This is a genomic window from Variovorax restrictus (assembly GCF_051216715.1).
Lineage (GTDB): Bacteria > Pseudomonadota > Gammaproteobacteria > Burkholderiales > Burkholderiaceae_C > Variovorax.
Genome location: NZ_JBPJZH010000001.1, coordinates 2430982 through 2447883, shown reverse-complemented (window position 1 = coordinate 2447883; position 16902 = coordinate 2430982). Strand labels below are relative to the sequence as shown.

At 66.2% G+C, this 16902-nt stretch carries 17 protein-coding genes; 1 reads left to right on the top strand and 16 read right to left on the bottom strand.

Annotated features, from left to right (window positions below; genetic code table 11):
* Positions 1-133: 133 nt before the first annotated feature.
* From ACSFA0_RS11525 to rpsB, 16 genes are all read right to left on the bottom strand, one after another.
* On the bottom strand, positions 134-913 hold the full coding sequence (locus tag ACSFA0_RS11525; RefSeq protein WP_435450310.1) for a TrmH family RNA methyltransferase: 780 nt from the start codon (positions 911-913) through the stop codon (positions 134-136).
* Positions 910-1632, bottom strand: a complete 723-nt coding sequence (rnhB, locus tag ACSFA0_RS11520; RefSeq protein WP_435450309.1) for a ribonuclease HII — start codon at positions 1630-1632, stop codon at positions 910-912. The genes ACSFA0_RS11525 and rnhB overlap by 4 nt, the downstream gene beginning before the upstream one ends.
* The gene (gene lpxB / locus ACSFA0_RS11515) at positions 1604-2752 is read right to left on the bottom strand and encodes a lipid-A-disaccharide synthase (RefSeq protein ID WP_435450308.1); all 1149 of its coding nucleotides are present in this window, start codon (positions 2750-2752) and stop codon (positions 1604-1606) included. Before lpxB ends, rnhB begins: the two co-directional genes overlap by 29 nt.
* Before the next feature lie 11 nt (positions 2753-2763).
* A complete protein-coding gene (lpxA, locus tag ACSFA0_RS11510) occupies positions 2764-3552 on the bottom strand; it encodes an acyl-ACP--UDP-N-acetylglucosamine O-acyltransferase (RefSeq protein ID WP_435450307.1) in 789 nt (262 codons plus the stop codon).
* Positions 3553-3565: 13 nt separating this feature from the next.
* Complete coding sequence (gene fabZ, locus ACSFA0_RS11505) at positions 3566-4015, bottom strand: 3-hydroxyacyl-ACP dehydratase FabZ (RefSeq protein ID WP_435450306.1); 450 nt, start codon at positions 4013-4015, stop codon at positions 3566-3568.
* Between the two features lie 7 nt (positions 4016-4022).
* Positions 4023-5000: a UDP-3-O-(3-hydroxymyristoyl)glucosamine N-acyltransferase gene (gene lpxD, locus ACSFA0_RS11500; protein ID WP_435450305.1), complete on the bottom strand. Its 978-nt coding sequence runs from the start codon at positions 4998-5000 to the stop codon at positions 4023-4025.
* Between the two features lie 10 nt (positions 5001-5010).
* Positions 5011-5556, bottom strand: coding sequence for an OmpH/Skp family outer membrane protein (locus ACSFA0_RS11495; RefSeq protein WP_435450304.1), 546 nt, complete (start codon positions 5554-5556; stop codon positions 5011-5013).
* Positions 5556-7958: an outer membrane protein assembly factor BamA gene (bamA, locus tag ACSFA0_RS11490; protein ID WP_435450303.1), complete on the bottom strand. Its 2403-nt coding sequence runs from the start codon at positions 7956-7958 to the stop codon at positions 5556-5558. The genes ACSFA0_RS11495 and bamA overlap by 1 nt, the downstream gene beginning before the upstream one ends.
* 37 nt (positions 7959-7995) lie before the next feature.
* Entirely contained in the window at positions 7996-9375 is a 1380-nt protein-coding gene (rseP, locus tag ACSFA0_RS11485) for an RIP metalloprotease RseP (protein ID WP_435450302.1), read from the bottom strand.
* 51 nt (positions 9376-9426) lie between these two features.
* A complete protein-coding gene (ispC, locus tag ACSFA0_RS11480) occupies positions 9427-10617 on the bottom strand; it encodes a 1-deoxy-D-xylulose-5-phosphate reductoisomerase (RefSeq protein ID WP_435450301.1) in 1191 nt (396 codons plus the stop codon).
* Positions 10614-11459, bottom strand: a complete 846-nt coding sequence (locus tag ACSFA0_RS11475) for a phosphatidate cytidylyltransferase (RefSeq protein WP_435450300.1) — start codon at positions 11457-11459, stop codon at positions 10614-10616. Before ACSFA0_RS11475 ends, ispC begins: the two co-directional genes overlap by 4 nt.
* Positions 11459-12190, bottom strand: coding sequence for a polyprenyl diphosphate synthase (uppS, locus tag ACSFA0_RS11470; protein ID WP_435450299.1), 732 nt, complete (start codon positions 12188-12190; stop codon positions 11459-11461). The genes ACSFA0_RS11475 and uppS overlap by 1 nt, the downstream gene beginning before the upstream one ends.
* Entirely contained in the window at positions 12190-12750 is a 561-nt protein-coding gene (gene frr / locus ACSFA0_RS11465; protein ID WP_262075443.1) for a ribosome recycling factor, read from the bottom strand. Before frr ends, uppS begins: the two co-directional genes overlap by 1 nt.
* A gap of 12 nt (positions 12751-12762) precedes the next feature.
* The gene (gene pyrH / locus ACSFA0_RS11460; RefSeq protein ID WP_435450298.1) at positions 12763-13485 is read right to left on the bottom strand and encodes a UMP kinase; all 723 of its coding nucleotides are present in this window, start codon (positions 13483-13485) and stop codon (positions 12763-12765) included.
* A gap of 95 nt (positions 13486-13580) precedes the next feature.
* On the bottom strand, positions 13581-14504 hold the full coding sequence (gene tsf / locus ACSFA0_RS11455; protein WP_435450297.1) for a translation elongation factor Ts: 924 nt from the start codon (positions 14502-14504) through the stop codon (positions 13581-13583).
* A 78-nt stretch (positions 14505-14582) separates the two neighbouring features.
* Positions 14583-15338 (bottom strand): 30S ribosomal protein S2, encoded by a 756-nt coding sequence (gene rpsB / locus ACSFA0_RS11450; protein ID WP_435450296.1) that lies wholly within the window; start codon positions 15336-15338, stop codon positions 14583-14585.
* 299 nt (positions 15339-15637) lie between these two features.
* Here rpsB and ACSFA0_RS11445 point away from each other — a divergent pair, with 299 nt between their 5' ends.
* Positions 15638-16888 carry a D-amino acid dehydrogenase gene (locus ACSFA0_RS11445; RefSeq protein ID WP_435450295.1) on the top strand — a complete coding sequence of 417 codons (1251 nt, stop codon included), beginning with the start codon at positions 15638-15640 and terminating at the stop codon, positions 16886-16888.
* Positions 16889-16902: the final 14 nt, after the last annotated feature.

Sequence of the window (16902 nt, the reverse complement as noted above, 5' to 3'; positions counted from 1 at the left end):
GGATGACGCCCAAAGCGAACCCAAGTCACCCCATCGTGGGACGGGAAGGTTGCGGCTTTCGTCGAAAGTGAGGCTTGCGTGCGCTGTGGGCGGGGTGTGAGCGGGAAAGCCCCCGATTATAGCCGCCGCGCCCTCACCCTTCGAGGCTTGCGGCGCTCGCGTGCAGGCAGATCGCGGCCGCCGCCGCCACGTTCAGCGACTCCTCGCCGCCGGGCTGGGCGATGCGGATGCGGTGCGCGGCGCGTGCCTCCAGGGCGGGCGAGACGCCCTGCCCTTCGTGGCCCATCAACCAGGCGCAAGGGTGCGGCAGTGCCGCCTTGTGCAGCCACTCGCCCTGGTGCGAGCTGGTAGCGACCAGCGGCACCCGCAGCCCGTCGAGCAGGTCGATGTCCGCCCCTTCGATCAGCCGCAGGCCGAAGTGCGCGCCCATGCCGGCGCGCAGCACCTTGGGCGCCCACAGCGCGGCCGTGCCCTTGAGCGCCACCACCTGCGTGAAGCCGAAGGCCGCGGCGCTGCGCAGCACCGAGCCGACGTTGCCGGCGTCCTGCAGACGGTCGAGTACCACCGTCGGCGCGTCGGGCTGCAGTTCCGGGCGCATCGGCAAGTGCAGCACGAAGCCCATCGGTGCCGGCGATTCCAGGCCGCTTGCGGCCGCCAACAGCGCATCGGCCACGACGACGGTCTTGTCGGCTGCAGCGGCCCACTCGAGCTGTGCCTGCGGCCAGAACGATTCGGCTAAGACCGCCAGCGCGGGGCGCACGCCGCGCACCAGCGCCGCCCGGCATAGGTGATCGCCCTCGAGCCAGACGCGGCCCAGCTTGCGATAGGCGCCGGGGTCCTGCGCGAGCTTGCGCAGGTCCTTGAGCAGCGGGTTGTCGCGCGAGCTGATGTGGGTCGTTTCGGGTTGGCTCATGGGCCGACCCGGATGTCGACCGCCAGTTGCACGCCGTCGCCGTACAGCACCGTGGTCACCGGCAGATCCATCGGCGCCGGGGCTGATGCGATCGCCGCGGCACGCGCGAGCGCTGCCGCGACCGGCGAGAAGGAACGCCGGTGATGCACGCACGCGCCGTGACGTTTCAGCGCTTCGAGATGCTCCGGGGTGCCATAGCCTTTGTGGCCCGCAAATCCGTAGTGCGGAAATTCCAGATGCAGTTCCTCGCAGAGTCGGTCGCGGTGCACCTTGGCCAGGATCGACGCCGCCGAAATAGCCTTGACCCGCGCATCGCCCTTGACGATGGCCTCGGCCAGCACGTCGAGGGTCGGTAGCCGGTTGCCATCGACCAGCACCTTGGCCGGCTTCAGCCGCAGGCCTTCGACGGCCCGCCGCATGGCGATCATGGTGGCCTGCAGGATGTTGTGCGTGTCGATCTCTTCCACCGTGGCATGCGCCACCGAGCAGCACAGCGCCTTCGCCAGAATCTGGTCGTTGAGTCGCTCGCGCTGCAGCGCCGTCAGCGTCTTCGAATCGGCCAGGCCGCGGATGTGCCGGCGATCGTCGAGGATCACCGCTGCGGCCACCACCGGTCCGGCGAGCGGACCGCGTCCGGCCTCGTCCACACCGGCCAGCAGGCCGGGCACGTCCCAGCGCAGGGCGGCCTGCTCAGCCTTCAAGAACTTGCTGGATCGCATCGGCACAAAGCGTCGGGGTGTCGCGCAGCAGTTCGGTATGCAGCGCAGCGAATCGTTGTTGCAGGGCCTCCACTTTGGCCGGCTCGGCCAGCCATTGCAAGGTGGCCGCAGCAAGGGCCTGAGGCGTGGCCGCTTCCTGCAGCAGCTCGGGCACCACGAAGTCGCTGCAGAGAATGTTCGGCAGGCCGACCCACGGCTGAAGCTGCTGCCGGTGCATGAGGTGCCACGACACGCGGTTCATGTTGTAGGCGATGACCATCGGCCGCTTGAAGAGCGCCGCTTCGAGCGTGGCTGTGCCGCTGGCGATCAGCGTTGCATCGCAAGCCGCCAAGGCGGTGTGCGAGCGGCCGTCGAGCAACTGAACCTTGCCGGCCATGCCACTGGCTTTCAGCGCTTCATCGATCTCGGCCCGCAGGCCCGGGATCACCGGCGCGATGAAACGAACGTCCGGCTGCAGCCGATGCATGAGCGCCGCCGCCTGGAAGAAGCGTGACGCAAGGTAGCGCACTTCGGAACGCCGGCTGCCGGGCAGCAGTGCCACGACGCGTGCGGCAGGGTCGAGGTCGAGCGCCATGCGAGCGGCCAGGCGGTCTGGCTGCATGGGAATCACGTTGGCCAGCGGATGGCCCACGTAGCTGGCGGACACGCCCTGCTCCGCCAGCAGAGCGGGCTCGAAGGGAAAGATGCACAGCACGTGGTCAGCCGCAGCCCGGATCTTCTCGATGCGGTCGGCGCGCCAGGCCCAGATCGACGGGCAGATGAAATGCACCGTCTTCATGCCGCGGCCACGCAGCCCGGCCTCCAGCTCGAGGTTGAAATCGGGTGCGTCGATGCCGATGAAGAGATCGGCCCAGTCGCGCAGCAAGCGCGACTTCAGCTGGCGACGGATGCCGGCGATTTCGGCGTAGTGGCGCAGCACCTCGATGTAGCCGCGTACCGCCAGTTTCTCCTGCGGCCACCAGCTGTCGAAGCCCCGCGCCAGCATCTGCGGGCCGCCGATGCCGGCCGCGTGCATGCCAGGCCAGCGCGCGCGCAGCCCGTCGAGCAGAAGGCCCGCCAGCAGATCACCCGAAGGCTCACCGGCGACCATCGCGAACTGCCGCGTTGCTGCGTCGACCATGCCGTGCGTGCTCAGCGCGCGATGCCGCTGACGGAGGTGGCGAGGAAGGTGTCCATCAACGTCGCGTCCGCTGCAACCTCGGGCGCATCGGCACCCAGCGCTGCGATCGCTGCGCGTGCTTCTTCGAGCGTTTTGCCCTGGCGGTAGATCAGTTTGTGCATCTCCCGGATGGCGGCAATGCGACCCGCCGAGAAATCGCGACGGCGCAAGCCCACGAGGTTCACGCCACGCACGGCCAGGGGGTTGCCGTCGACCACCATGAAAGGCGGAACGTCTTTGCCCACATGGCTGGCGAAACCGATCATCGCGTGGGCACCGATGCGCATGCGCTGCAGCACGCCCGTGAGGCCGCCGATCGTGACCCAGTCGCCCACCTCCACGTGCCCCGCGAGCGTGGCGTTGTTCGCCATCGTCACCTGGTTGCCGACCTGGCAATCGTGCGCGATGTGCACGTAGGCCATGATCCAGTTGTCGTCGCCGATGCGGGTCACGCCGCCATCCTGGACGGTACCGAGGTTGAAGGTGCAGAACTCGCGGATCGTGTTGCGGTCGCCGATCACCAGTTCAGTCGGCTCGCCCGCGTACTTCTTGTCTTGCGGCGCGGCACCCAGCGATGCGAACTGGAAAACCCGGTTGTCGCGGCCGATGGTCGTGCACCCCTCCACGACGCAATGCGCGCCGATGGTGGTGCCAGCGCCGATCTGGACGGCTGCACCGATGACCGCGTACGGCCCGACCACGACCGAGGCATCGAGCTCGGCCTTCGGATCGACGATCGCCGTCGGGTGAACCTGCGTCATCCCTTGCGGCACCTCAGTTGATCTGGCGCATCGCGCACATCAACGTCGCCTCGCAGGCGAGCTCGCTGCCGACCATCGCGCGGCCCTTGAACTTCGAGATGCCGGCCTTCATGCGTTCGATCTCGACCTCCAGCGTGAGCTGGTCGCCAGGCTCCACCGGGCGCTTGAACCGGGCACCGTCGATGGCCGCGAAGTAATAGACCGTGTTGTCGTCGGGCACGATGTCGAGCGACTTGAAGGACAGCAGCGCCGCCGCCTGCGCCATGGCTTCGAGCATCAGCACGCCCGGCATCACCGGGCGATGTGGAAAGTGCCCGTTGAAGAAGGGCTCGTTCATTGTCACGTTCTTCAGCGCCGTGATGCGCTTGCCCTTTTCCATGTCGAGCACGCGGTCCACCAGCAGAAAGGGGTAGCGGTGTGGGAGCAGTTTGAGAATCTGGTGGATATCGAGCGTCGTCGTCATAGTTTTTCTATCCTGCATCGTCTTTTTTTTCCAGCGCCTTCAGCCGGTCGCGCAGACCGTGCAATTGCTTCAGCGTGGCGGCATTTTTTTCCCAGGCGGCATTGTCGTCGATGGGAAACACACCCGTGTACTGCCCGGGCTTGAGGATCGAACGAGTCACCACCGTGGCCGCCGAGATGTGCACGCCGTCGGCGAGGGTGAGGTGGCCGAGCACGATCGCCCCGCCGCCCACGGTGCAATGCGCGCCGATCACGGCGCTCCCCGCCACGCCGACGCATCCGGCCATGGCGGTGTGTTTGCCGACGCGCACGTTGTGACCGATCTGGATCAGGTTGTCGAGCTTGACGCCGTCGTCGATGACCGTGTCTTCCAGCGCGCCGCGGTCGATGCAGGTGTTCGCGCCGATCTCCACGTCGTCCCCGATGCGCACCGCGCCGAGCTGCTCGATCTTCACCCAGGCCCCTTCATGCGGTGCCAGCCCGAACCCGTCGGCGCCGATGACCACGCCCGGATGCAACAGGCAGCGTGCGCCGATATGGCAATCCTCACTGACCGTCACACGCGACTTCAGCACCGTGTCGGCGCCCACATGGGCGCCCCGCTCGATCACGCACAAGGCCCCAATGGCGGCGCTGGGGTGCACCACGGCCTCAGCATGAATCACAGCGCTCGGATGCACCAACACCGGCTCGGGACGCGCATGCGCCCGCTTCCAGAACTGCGTCAGTCGAGCAAAGTACAGGTAGGGATCGGGTGCGACGATAAACGCGCCGCGCGAGGCGGCAAGCTCGCGCATGGCGGGCGACACGATCACGCAGGCGGCGCGCGATGAGGCCAGTTCCTTGCGGTATTTCGGGTGGCTCAGGAAGCTGAGCTCGTCGCCAGTGGCGGTCTGCAGGGGCGCCAGCCGTTCGATGGAGGTTTCGCGCTCGCCGGTGAGCTCGCCCCCCAGGGCATCGACGATCGCTCCGAGCCGCAGGGCCACACCGGTGCGGCTACTTGCCGCCGTTGGCTGCAGCAGGCGCGGAGGACGCGGCGTTCAGCGCCTTGATCACCTTCTCGGTGATATCGTGCTTCGGGTTGATGTAGATCGCTTCCTGCAGGATCGCGTCGTACTTCTCGGCCTCGGCCACCTGCCGGACCACGCGATTGGCGCGATCGTAGACCTGCTGCAACTCTTCGTTCTTGCGCGCGTTGAGATCTTCCTGGAACTCACGGCGCCGACGCTGGAACTCGCGGTCCTGGTCGACCAAAGCGCGTTGGCGTTGGGTCCGCTGGGTCTCGGGCAAGGTGGGCGCTTCGCGCTCGAACTTTTCCGAGGCCGTCTTCAAGGCTTCGCCCAGGGCTGCGACGTCACGCTCGCGCTTGAGGAATTCCGTCTCCAGCTTGGCTTGAGCAGCCTTCGCCGGCTGGGCTTCGCGCAGCACGCGGTCGGGATTCACGAAACCGATGCGGAAGGTCTCTGGGGTCTGGGCATGCACCGCCACCGAGCTGAGCAGGGAAAGGAGCAGCGCGCCAGCGACGCGGTACGGATGAGTCATCAGAAAGACGTGCCAATCTGGAATTGGAAGCTCTGCATTCTATCCTTGTAGACGGGATTGGCCGGGTCGGTGGTGGTGTCCTCTTCCTTCTGGGAACGGACGGGTTTGGCATAGGCCACTCGCAGCGGGCCCAACGGCGAAATCCAGCTGATGCCGACGCCGACGGAGGCGCGGATCTTCTTCTGGGCTGCCCATTGCGCGTCCGTCTGGTTCTTGCGGTCCGTGAAGACGTTGCCGGCGTCGAAGAAGCCGAAGAGCCGCAAAGTGCGGTCGTTGCCCGCACCCGGGAACGGCGTGCTCAACTCGGCGTTGAAGATCGCCTTCTTGGTACCGCCGAGGGCCGCTTCGGTGACCGTGTCGCGGGGACCCAGCGAGTTCTGCTCGAAGCCGCGGATCGACCCCAGGCCACCGGCATAGAAGTTCTTGAAGATCGGATAGGTGCTGCCGCTCAACGCCTTGCCGTAGCCGACTTCGCCATTGATCGCCAGGGTGTACTGCTTGCTGAGCGGGAAGTACTGCTGGTACTGGTAGCTGCTCTTGATGTACTTCAAGTCGCCACCGGCGCCCCATTCCACGTTGGCGCGCTGCAAGCGGCCCGTGGTCGGGACCAGCGCGCTGTCGCGGTCGTCGCGCGCCCACCCGATGGTCAACGGAATGCCCCATTTGCTGTCATCGGTACAGCTCGTGATGACGCCCGACGCATTGGGCTGGCAGCCGAAGTAGTCGCGATAAGCCTGCGGTGTTGCAACCGCCACATTGGAACCGGGCTGGAAGTTGAAGCGTTCGAGCCCGGCTCCGAAGAAGACGGTATCGACCTCGCTGAACGGCACGCCGAACTTGATGCTGCCGCCTTCGCTGACCAGCTTGTAGTCGCCGTCGACGGTGTAGTAAGGACGGGTGGTCTGGTGGAAGAGACTGAAGGTGCGGGAAATGCCGTCCGAGGTGAAGTACGGGTCGGTCGCGGTCAGCGAGATCGTGCGGTAGTACTTGCTGGTGTTGACCTGCAAGCCCAGGAAGTTGCCCGATCCGAACACGTTCTCTTGCGAGATGCCGAAGGTCAGCGACACTTTTTCGGAACTGGAGAAGCCGGCGCCCAGCTGAAGCGACCCGGTGGGCTTCTCGGCCACGGTCACCGTCAGGTCGACCTGGTCGGGCGAACCCGCCACTTCCTGGGTGTCGACGTTCACGTCCGTGAAGAAGCCCAGGCGGTCGACCCGGTCGCGCGACAGCTTGATCTTGTCGCCGTCGTACCAGGAGGCCTCGTACTGACGGAATTCGCGCCGGATCACTTCGTCGCGGGTGCGGTTGTTGCCGCCGACGCTCACGCGGCGCACATAGACGCGACGCGCGGGCTCGGCCTGCAGCACGAGTTGCACGCGGTTGTTGACGCGGTCGATCTCCGGCTGCGACTCGACGCGCGCGAAGGCATAGCCAAAGGTCCCGAAGTAGTCGGTGAATGCCTTGGTCGTCGCGGTCAACTGCTCGCCGTTGTACGGCTCGCCGGGCTTGATCGTCACCAGCGACTTGAATTCTTCTTCGCGGCCGAGGTAGTTGCCTTGCAGCTTCACGCCCGACACCACGAACTTCTCGCCTTCGGTGATGTTGACGGTGACGGACAAGTCCTGCCGGTCCGGCGAAATGGCGACCTGCGTCGAATCGATGCGGAACTCGAGATAGCCGCGCGTCAGGTAGTACGAGCGCAGCGTCTCCAGGTCGGCATTCAGCTTGGCGCGGGAGTACTGGTTCGACTTGGTGTACCAGCTCATCCAGCCACCGCTGTCCTGGTCGAACAGGCCGAGAAGCGTCGACTCGCTGAAGGCCTTGTTGCCGACCACGCGCACTTCACGAATGCGGGCCGAATCGCCTTCGGTCACGGTGAAGGTCAAATTCACCCTGTTGCGCTCGATCGGCGTGACGGTCGTCACGACCTCGGCGTTGTAGAGACTGCGGCTCACGTACTGGCGCTTGAGCTCCTGCTCGGCGCGGTCGGTCAGCGCCTTGTCGTAAGGCCGGCCGTCGGCCAGGCCCACTTCACGCAGTGCCTTCTGAAGCGCTGCCTTGTCGAATTCTTTGGTGCCGACGAAATCGACGTCGGCGACGGTCGGGCGTTCCTCGACGATCACCACCAGCACCCCGCTGTTGACGTCGAGGCGTACGTCCTTGAACAGACCCAGCTCGAACAATGCACGGATCGCGGCCGAGCCGCGTTCGTCGTTGTAGGTGTCACCCACGCGCAGCGGCAGCGAGGCGAAGATCGTCCCCGGTTCGACGCGTTGCAGACCTTCGACCCGGATGTCGCGGACGGTGAAGGGTTCGATGGCCCAGGCCGCCGTGGCGGCGAGCGTGGTGGCGATGAGCGCGGCCACGCTGCGCAGACGGAAGCGACTGTTAGAAGTGTTCATGAGTGAGTTGCTCCGGCGCACGAAGGGCCGGCGAGAGTTAACCAAAGAGCCCGAAGAGCCGGTTGACGTCGTTGAAGAGCGCGATGGACATCATCACCAGCAACAACGCCACCCCTCCCCGCTGCAGCCGTTCCATCCACGCATCAGACACGCTTCTGCCGGTCAGGCCTTCCCAAAGATAATACATCAGGTGTCCGCCATCGAGGACCGGCAGCGGCATGAGGTTCAGCACCCCCAGGCTCACGCTGATGAGCGCCAGGAAGACCAGGTATTGGGTGAAGCCGAGGCTGGCCGATTTGCCCGCATAGTCGGCGATGGTGAGGGGCCCGCTGAGGTTCTTGAGCGAGGCTTCACCGATCACCATCTTGCCCATCATGCGCACGGTGAGCGCCGACACCTCCCAGGTGCGCACCACCCCGCGCCACAGACCGTCGACAGGGCCCTGCCGCACGGTCAGCATGGCCGGCGGCGCGCCCACGTAGGCGGCGATGCGTCCGACTGTCGTGCCGTTGTCCTCGCGGACCTCCGGCGTCACGTCGACGGTCATCTCGCGCCCCGCGCGCACGATCTGCCAGGGTTGCGTCCGCGGTTGGTTCCCGTCGACCGACGCCCGAATGAGTTCGCGCAATTGCTGGCCGTCGACCACGGCGGTCGACCCGACGGCACGGACCAGATCGCCCTGCCGCAGGCCGGCACGCTCCGCCGGGCCGCCGGCCACCAGCTCGCCGAGCTCGGGTCGCGTCAGCGGCGAGATGACGCCGATCTTGCGGAACAGCTGGGCGTCGGCGTCCTTCGCTTCGAGCCGGCTCAACGGCAACACGAGGGTGCGCGCCGGGCGACCGCCCTCGCCCGCCACTTCCATCGTGAGGTCGCGGCCGTCGAGCGCGCCTCGAGTCATGCGCCAGCGCAGGTCTTCGAAGGACGCCACCGGTGCCAGGTCGCCGTCGAAGCCGGCACGTGTGATTTGCTCGCCGCCCTGCACGCCGGCCTGCTCGGCCAGTGATGCCGCCACGGGCCGCCCCAACACGGCCGCAGGCTCCTGCACGCCGATCCAGTTGACCACGGCATAGAGCGCGACCGCCAGCAGCAGGTTGGCCAGCGGGCCGGCCGCAACGATCGCCGCGCGCGACCGCAGCGGCTGGGTGTTGAAGGCAAGATGGCGCTCTTCCGGCGGCACAGGCGCTTCGCGCTCGTCGAGCATGCGAACGTAGCCGCCCAGCGGGAAGGCGCCGATGACGAATTCCGTGTCCTGGCCCGGCCGTTGGCGCTTCGGCTTCCAGCGGACCAGCGTGTGGCCGAAGCCGACCGAAAAGCGCAGCACCTTGACGCCGCAGGCCACCGCGACGCGGTAGTGGCCGTACTCGTGCACGGCGATCAGCAGACCGAGCGCGACGACGAAGGCGAGAACCGTGAGCATCGAGGACTCCCTGGTGTGGTGAGCGTGAAAGACAACGGGGCCGTAGCCCGTTCAGGCCGCGAAACGCATCGCCGCGGCGTTGGCGGCGGAACGCGCCATGGCATCGATCGCCAGCAGGTCGGCCAGCGATGCAGGCTTCGAGGGGGCGACTGCCTCCAAAGTTTCCAGGTTCACCGCATGAATGCGGTCGAAACGAAGCCGCCCGTCGAGAAAAGCCTGGACCGCGACCTCGTTGGCGGCGTTCAAAACCGCCGTCGTTCCGGGGGCTGACCGCAAGGCGTGCCACGCGAGGGCCAATCCGGGGAAGAGCGCGTCGTCGGGCGCATCGAAGGTCAACGCGCCCATGGTGCGGAAGTCGAGACGCGCAGCACCGCTCTCGATGCGCTCCGGCCAAGCCAGGCCCACCGCGATCGGCACGCGCATGTCGGGGGTGCCGAGCTGCGCGATCACCGAGGCATCGGTGAACTGCACCATCGAGTGCACCACGCTCTGCGGATGGATGACCACCTCGATCTGCTCCGGCGTGACGCCGAACAGATGACGCGCCTCGATCACCTCGAGCGCCTTGTTCATCATGGTCGCCGAGTCGACGGAGATCTTTCTCCCCATCACCCAGTTGGGGTGCGCGCAGGCCTGCTCCGGCGTCACGCTTGCCAGCGTGTCGGCCTGGCGCGTGCGGAACGGGCCGCCCGAGGCCGTGAGGATGATCTTGTCGATGCGCTGCGCCCAGGTGCCCGGGTCTTCGGGCAACGATTGGAAGATGGCGGAGTGTTCGCTGTCGATGGGCAGTAGCGTCGCGCCGCCCGATCGCACGGTGTCCATGAACAGCTCGCCGCCCACCACGAGCGCCTCCTTGTTCGCCAGCAGCAGCCGCTTGCCGGTCCGCGCCGCCGCCAGGCACGGCGCAAGGCCTGCCGCGCCGACGATCGCCGCCATCACGCTGTCGACCTCCTCGTGCGCAGCGATGGCTTCCAGCGCACCCTCGCCTTCCAGCACGCGCGTCGACAAGCCGTTGTCGCGCAACAGTGCCGCCAGTCGTTCGGCATGCGGCGCACTGGCCATCACCGCGAAGCGTGGGGTGAAGCGTGCGCACTGCGCGAGCATGTCGTCGACCTTCGTGGCGGCCGAGAGGGCGAACACCTCGAAACGCTCCGGGTGCCGGGCGATGACGTCCAGCGTGCTGACGCCGACCGAACCGGTCGAGCCGAGCACCGTGACGCGTTGTCGTGCCACCGGGTTCACAGCGACGCCAGCATCATGGCGATCGGCAGGGTGGACAGCAGTGCGTCGACCCGATCGAGCACGCCACCATGGCCCGGCAACAGGTTGCTGCTGTCCTTGGCACCGGCGCTGCGCTTGACGAGCGACTCGACCAGGTCGCCGACAACGCTCATCGCCGCGAGGAACAGCACGCCGATCAGCAGCAGCCACCAACCGCGTTCGGCCAGCCGTGTGTACACGCTGGCGACCGTGGCCTGTGCCGACGCGTCGGCCCACACCCAGGCCAGCGCGAGCACCAGCACACCGACCATTCCGCCCCACACGCCTTCCCAGCTCTTGCCTGGGCTGATCGACGGCGCGAGCTTGTTGCGCGTGAACTTCAAGCCGAAGCGACGGCCCGCGAAATAGGCAAAGACGTCGGCCACCCAGACCAGGACCAGCAACGACAGCAGGAAGTTGATGCCCCACATGCGCGCCTGCACGGCCGCCATCCAGGCCACCCACAGGGCCAGCAGCCCACCGACCAGACGGACGGCGCGCGGGATTCGCGGCCAGCCCGGCACGGCGCCACGCAACAGCAGCGCGCCGCCCAGCACCCAGGCCGCGCTCGCCGCCAGCCAGACACCCATCAAACGTTGTTCGAGCAGCCCGAGCCACCAGGACAGCAGGCACAGCACCACCATCTCGATGCCGAGGAACACGGACATGCGCGGACCGTAGCCGTTGAGCCGGCCCCATTCCCAGGCGGCCGCGCCGATCATCACCAGCATGACGCAGGCGAAGGGCGTGGCGGACGGGTAGAAGAGCGCCGGCAGCAGGATCGCCAGCAGCACCACCGCGGTGATGATTCGTTGCTTGAGCATCAGGCGATCTGCCGGTCGGTGGGTGAGGCGTTCAGTTGCGCGGAGGTCTTGCCGAAGCGCCGTTCGCGGTTCTGGTAAGCGGCGATCGCGTCATCGAGCGCCTTCTCGTCGAATTCTGGCCACAGCTTGTCGCTGAAGAAGAGTTCCGAATAGGCGCTCTGCCACAGCAGGAAATTCGACAGACGCTGCTCACCGCCTGTGCGAATGAACAGGTCTGGATCGGGCACGTGGGACAGCGCCATGGCACGGTCGAGGTTGGCCTCGGTCAGCGGCTCACCCCGTCGCGCGAGATCCGCGGCGGCTCGCGCGATATCCCATCGACCGCCATAGTTGAAGCACACGTTCAGCACCAGCCGATGGTTCTGTGCCGTGGCTGCTTCGGCCTGCAGCAGGCCGCCCACCATCTTGTCGGACAAGCCGCCGCGTTCGCCCACGAAGTGCAGCTGGACACCATCGTCCTTGAGCTTCGGAACCTCACGCGCCAATGCACCGACCATCAATTCCATGAGGCCGGAGACTTCTTCGACGGGACGATTCCAGTTCTCGGAAGAGAACGCGAAGACCGTGAGCACGCCGACGCCCCGGTCGGCACATGCCGTGACGCAACGCCGGAGCGATTCCACGCCCTGCTTGTGTCCCGCGACGCGCGGCAGGAAGCGCCGCGTCGCCCAGCGCCCGTTGCCATCCATGACGATGGCAATGTGGTGAGGCACCGCGGGCGATGCGCTCATCAGACTGCCATGATCTCGGCTTCCTTGGCCGCGATCAGGCGGTCGATCTCGGCGATGTGCCGGTCGGTGACCTTCTGGATCTCGGCTTCGGCGCGCTTCTGGTCGTCTTCCGACGCCAGCTTGTCCTTCACGAGTTTCTTGACCGCTTCGTTCGCATCGCGGCGCAAGTTGCGCGTGGCGATCTTGGCGCTCTCGCCTTCGTTGCGGACCAGCTTGGTCATTTCCTTGCGACGCTCTTCGCTCATGGCGGGCAGCGGCACACGGATGAGTTCGCCCATCGACGCCGGGTTCAGGCCCAGGTCGCTCTCGCGAATGGCCTTCTCGATCTTGGCACCCATGCCCTTTTCCCAGGGCTGGACGCTGATGGTGCGCGAATCGAGCACAGAGACGTTCGCCACCTGGCTCAGCGGCACCGTCGAGCCGTAGTAGTCGACGTGGATCGAATCGAGCAGCGCCGGGTTGGCGCGGCCGGTCCGGATCTTGGTGAGGTTGTTCTGGAAAGCGGCGATCGACTGGTTCATCTTGGTGTCGGTCGCACTGCGGATGTCTGCAATGGTCATGTCAGGGTCTCCTCAAGCGTGAACCAAGGTGCCTTCGTCCTCGCCCATCACGACGCGCTTGAGCGCGCCGTGCTTGAAGATCGAGAACACCTTGATCGGCAGCTTCTGGTCGCGGCACAGCGCGAACGCGGTGGCGTCCATGATGCCGAGGTTTTGCGAGATCGCTTCGTCGAAGCTCAGCGTCGCATAGCGGGTCGCGGTCGGGTCCTTCTTCGGGTCGGCGGTGTAGACGCCGTCGACCTTGGTCGCCTTGAGCACCAGCTCGGCGCCGATCTCGGCACCGCGCAGCGCGGCGGCGGTGTCGGTGGTGAAGAAAGGGTTGCCCGTTCCGGCGGCGAAGATCACGACCTTGCCCTCTTCGAGGTACTGCAAGGCCTTGGGGCGGACATAGGGCTCCACCACCTGCTCGATGGCGATCGCGGACATCACGCGGGCGATCAGGCCCTGCTTGTCCATGGCGTCGGCCAGCGCGAGCGCGTTCATCACCGTCGCGAGCATCCCCATGTAGTCGGCGGTCGCACGGTCCATCCCGACCGAGCCGCCCGCCACGCCGCGGAAGATGTTGCCGCCGCCGATGACGACCGCCACTTCCACGCCCAGGTTCACGACCTCGGCCACCTCCTGCACCATCCGGACGATGGTCGCGCGGTTGATGCCGAAGGCGTCGTCGCCCATCAGCGCCTCACCCGACAGCTTCAACAAGATTCGCTTGTGGGCTGGGCGGGCATCGGGCATGGGCAATTCCTTGGAGTGGTGAGCGGGGCGAGTGTAAGACGGAGCGGTCGAAAAACGGCGGCGCGGCATGCGCGCCGCCGTGCAGGCAGGCAGACTCAGGCGGCAGCCTTGGCGGCAGCGACCTGCGCTGCCACTTCGGCCGCGAAGTCGTCCACCTTCTTCTCGATGCCTTCACCCACGACGTAGAGCGTGAAGCCCTTGATCGTAGTGTCGACAGCCTTGAGCATCTGCTCGACCGTCTGCTTGTCGTTCTTGACGAACGGCTGGTTGTGCAGCGAGACCTCCTTGAGGTACTTCTGCACGCCGCCTTCGATGCGCTTGGCAACGATGTCGGCCGGCTGCGTCTTCTTGCCTTCGGCTTCGGCGGTCTTGCGGTCTTCCTCGGCCTTGCCGGCGGCGACGGCGCGCTCTTTTTCGATCAGGTCGGCGGGGACATCGTTGCTTGAAATGGCAACCGGCTTCATGGCGGCGATGTGCATGGCCACGTCCTTGGCGGCGGCGTCGTCACCTTCGAATTCCACCATCACGCCGATGCGCGTGCCGTGCAGGTACGACGCCAGCTTGGCCGTACCGCCGAAATGCTTGAAGCGGCGGAAGCTCATGTTCTCGCCGATCTTGCCGATCAGGCCCTTGCGCACGTCTTCGAGCGTCGGGCCGAAACCGTCCTGCTCGTAGGGCAGCGCGCCCAGAGCGGCGATGTCAGCCGGGTTGTTCTTGGCGACCAGCATCGCAGCGGCGTTGGCCAGTGCGAGAAAGCTGTCGTTCTTGGTGACGAAGTCGGTTTCGCAGTTGATCTCGATCATGCCGCCGGCATCGCCGTCGACGAAGGCCGTGACCACGCCTTCAGCCGTGATGCGGCCCGATGCCTTGCCGGCCTTGTTGCCGAGCTTGATGCGCAGCAGTTCTTCGGCCTTTTCCATGTTGCCGTCGGCCTCAGTGAGCGCCTTCTTGCATTCCATCATGGGCGCGTCGGTCTTTGCGCGCAGTTCTCCCACCATGCTTGCGGTGATTGCAGCCATTGTTCGTTCTCCGTATTCAAAAATCAGATCAAAAAAAGGGGCCACAAAGCCCCTTCTTCAAGGCTCACGCGGATGCGATCAGGCGGAAGCGCCTTCTTCGACTTCCACGAATTCGTCGCTGCCGGCTTCCTGCACCGCCTTGACCACGTCGTTGCCCGCATTGTTGCGGCCTTCGATGATCGCGTCGGCGATACCGCGGGCGTACAGCATGACGGCCTTCGACGAGTCGTCGTTGCCGGGGATGACGTAGTCGATGCCTTCGGGCGAGTGGTTGGAGTCGACCACGCCGATCAGCGGGATGCCCAGCTTCTTGGCTTCGGCCACGGCGATCTTGTGGAAGCCCACGTCGATCACGAAGATGGCATCGGGCAGCGCGGTCATGTCCTGGATGCCGCCGATGTCCTTCTCGAGCTTCTCGATTTCGCGCGAGAAGGTCAGTTGCTCCTTCTTGCTCAGGGCATCGAGGCCGGCTTCTTGCTGCGCCTTCATTTCCTTCAGGCGCTTGATCGACGTCTTGACCGTCTTGAAGTTGGTCAGCATGCCGCCGAGCCAACGCGTGTCAACGAAGGGCACGCCGGCGCGGCGGGCTTCGGCAGCCACGATCTCACGGGCCTGGCGCTTGGTGCCGACCATCAGGATGGTGCCGCGGTTGGCGGTGAGCTGCTTCGCGTACTTCGTCGCGTCCTGGAACATCGGAAGCGACTTTTCCAGGTTGATGATGTGAATCTTGTTGCGATGGCCGAAGATGAACGGGGCCATCTTGGGGTTCCAGAAGCGGGTTTGGTGGCCGAAATGGACACCGGCTTCCAGCATTTCGCGCATGGTGGTCGACATAGGAATAACTCCAAAGGTTGGGTCTAAAATCCAGCCCGTTTCGCAGCCTCTGTTTGGAGGACGCGACACCTTGAGTGGGCTGGTTTGCGGATGTGTTTGCGCCGTGGCGTACTCGGGAAATCCCGCTCGGCGAAACCCAAAGAGTATAGCACGCACGCCCTCTGCGCCCTCCCCGACGCGCCGACCGACTGGATGCAGCTTGGCGCAAAGCCCAAGCGGCGCGTGCGCTGCAACAATAGTGCCCTGCGCTGCGGCCGCGTCTTGCGGTCGGCGCCAGCCATTCTTTCATCGAAGATCCAATGAAAATCGCGATCGTGGGCGCCGGCATTATCGGCGTCACCACCGCCTGGGAACTGGCCTGCGACGGCCATGAAGTCACCGTCTTCGAGCGCCGCGGTGCCGCCGCGGAAGAATCCAGCTTCGCCAATGCCGGTGTCGTCGCACCCGGTTACGTCACACCCTGGGCTGCGCCCGGTATGCGGATGAAAGTCCTGCGATCACTGCTTTCGAACCACGGCGCGATCAAGGTGCGCTGGCCGCTCACGGCGCGCGACCTGCGCTGGATGTCTCAGTGGCAGCGCGCCTGCAAGCTCGAAACCTACCTGGCCAACCGCGCACGCATGCAACGCCTGGCCTTCTACAGCCGCACCCGGCTCCACGAGATCACGGAAGCCCGTGAGCTGAGTTACGAGCGCAGCGACGGCTACCTCGTGCTGCTGCGCTCGAAGCGCGAGCGCAAGCTGGTGCAACCGGGCTTGGAGGTGCTGCGCGGCGCCGGCAGCGTGTTCCGCGAGATCGACGCCGACGAGGCCCGGAAGCTCGAGCCTGCCCTGAGCACCGACACCGAGCTCGCCGGCGCCATCCACCTGCCCGAGGACGAGGTGGCGAACTGCCGCCAGTTCGCCTTGCTGCTCAAGCGCGAGGCCGAGGCGTTGGGCGCGCAGTTCCATTTCAACTGCGACATCGCGCCGATGAGCCGCGCGGCACCGCGCTCGCTCTCGCTGGCCACCGGCTCCGATGCCGTCTCCTACGACGCCGTCGTGGTCTGCGCCGGCGTGGCATCGGCCGCGCTGCTGCGCCCGCTGGGCATTCGCATGCCTCTGGCGCCGGTATACGGCCACTCGGTGACGGCCCAGATACGCGAACCGCTCAACGCGCCGCGCAGCGCTGTGATGGATGAGCGCTACAAGGTCGCCATCTCACGGATGGGCCTGCGGGTCCGCGTGGCCGGCAGCGCAGAGATCGGCGGCTCTCTTGACACGATGAATCCGGCGGCATTGCAGACGCTCTACAAGGTACTGCACGACTGGTTTCCCGGCGCGGCCACGCTGCAGACCGGTGTCCAGCAGTGGAAAGGTGCGCGGCCGATGCTTCCCGACGGCCCGCCGGTGATCGGGCCGAGCGGCGTGCCGGGCGTCTGGCTCAACCTGGGCCATGGCTCGAGCGGCTGGGCGCTTTCGTGCGGAAGCGCCCGCGTGCTGGCCGACCTCGTGGCCGGACAGGACGCCGGGATCGATCTGGAAGGCCTGGGTGTCGAACGGCTGCGCTGAGCGCCGACGCGGTC

Excerpts from the sequence above, each read along its gene's own strand:
- rseP (WP_435450302.1), bottom strand. The coding sequence starts at position 9,375 with ATGCTCACGGTTCTCGCCTTCGTCGTCGCGCTCGGTCTGCTGATCGCC.
- ACSFA0_RS11445 (WP_435450295.1), top strand. The coding sequence starts at position 15,638 with ATGAAAATCGCGATCGTGGGCGCCGGCATTATCGGCGTCACCACCGCC.
- pyrH (WP_435450298.1), bottom strand. The coding sequence starts at position 13,485 with ATGCCCGATGCCCGCCCAGCCCACAAGCGAATCTTGTTGAAGCTGTCG.
- rpsB (WP_435450296.1), bottom strand. The coding sequence starts at position 15,338 with ATGTCGACCACCATGCGCGAAATGCTGGAAGCCGGTGTCCATTTCGGC.
- uppS (WP_435450299.1), bottom strand. The coding sequence starts at position 12,190 with ATGAGCGCATCGCCCGCGGTGCCTCACCACATTGCCATCGTCATGGAT.
- ACSFA0_RS11525 (WP_435450310.1), bottom strand. The coding sequence starts at position 913 with ATGAGCCAACCCGAAACGACCCACATCAGCTCGCGCGACAACCCGCTG.
- tsf (WP_435450297.1), bottom strand. The coding sequence starts at position 14,504 with ATGGCTGCAATCACCGCAAGCATGGTGGGAGAACTGCGCGCAAAGACC.
- lpxB (WP_435450308.1), bottom strand. The coding sequence starts at position 2,752 with ATGGTCGACGCAGCAACGCGGCAGTTCGCGATGGTCGCCGGTGAGCCT.
- lpxA (WP_435450307.1), bottom strand. The coding sequence starts at position 3,552 with ATGACGCAGGTTCACCCGACGGCGATCGTCGATCCGAAGGCCGAGCTC.
- bamA (WP_435450303.1), bottom strand. The coding sequence starts at position 7,958 with ATGAACACTTCTAACAGTCGCTTCCGTCTGCGCAGCGTGGCCGCGCTC.
- ACSFA0_RS11475 (WP_435450300.1), bottom strand. The coding sequence starts at position 11,459 with ATGCTCAAGCAACGAATCATCACCGCGGTGGTGCTGCTGGCGATCCTG.
- frr (WP_262075443.1), bottom strand. The coding sequence starts at position 12,750 with ATGACCATTGCAGACATCCGCAGTGCGACCGACACCAAGATGAACCAG.
- ACSFA0_RS11495 (WP_435450304.1), bottom strand. The coding sequence starts at position 5,556 with ATGACTCATCCGTACCGCGTCGCTGGCGCGCTGCTCCTTTCCCTGCTC.
- rnhB (WP_435450309.1), bottom strand. The coding sequence starts at position 1,632 with ATGCGATCCAGCAAGTTCTTGAAGGCTGAGCAGGCCGCCCTGCGCTGG.
- fabZ (WP_435450306.1), bottom strand. The coding sequence starts at position 4,015 with ATGACGACGACGCTCGATATCCACCAGATTCTCAAACTGCTCCCACAC.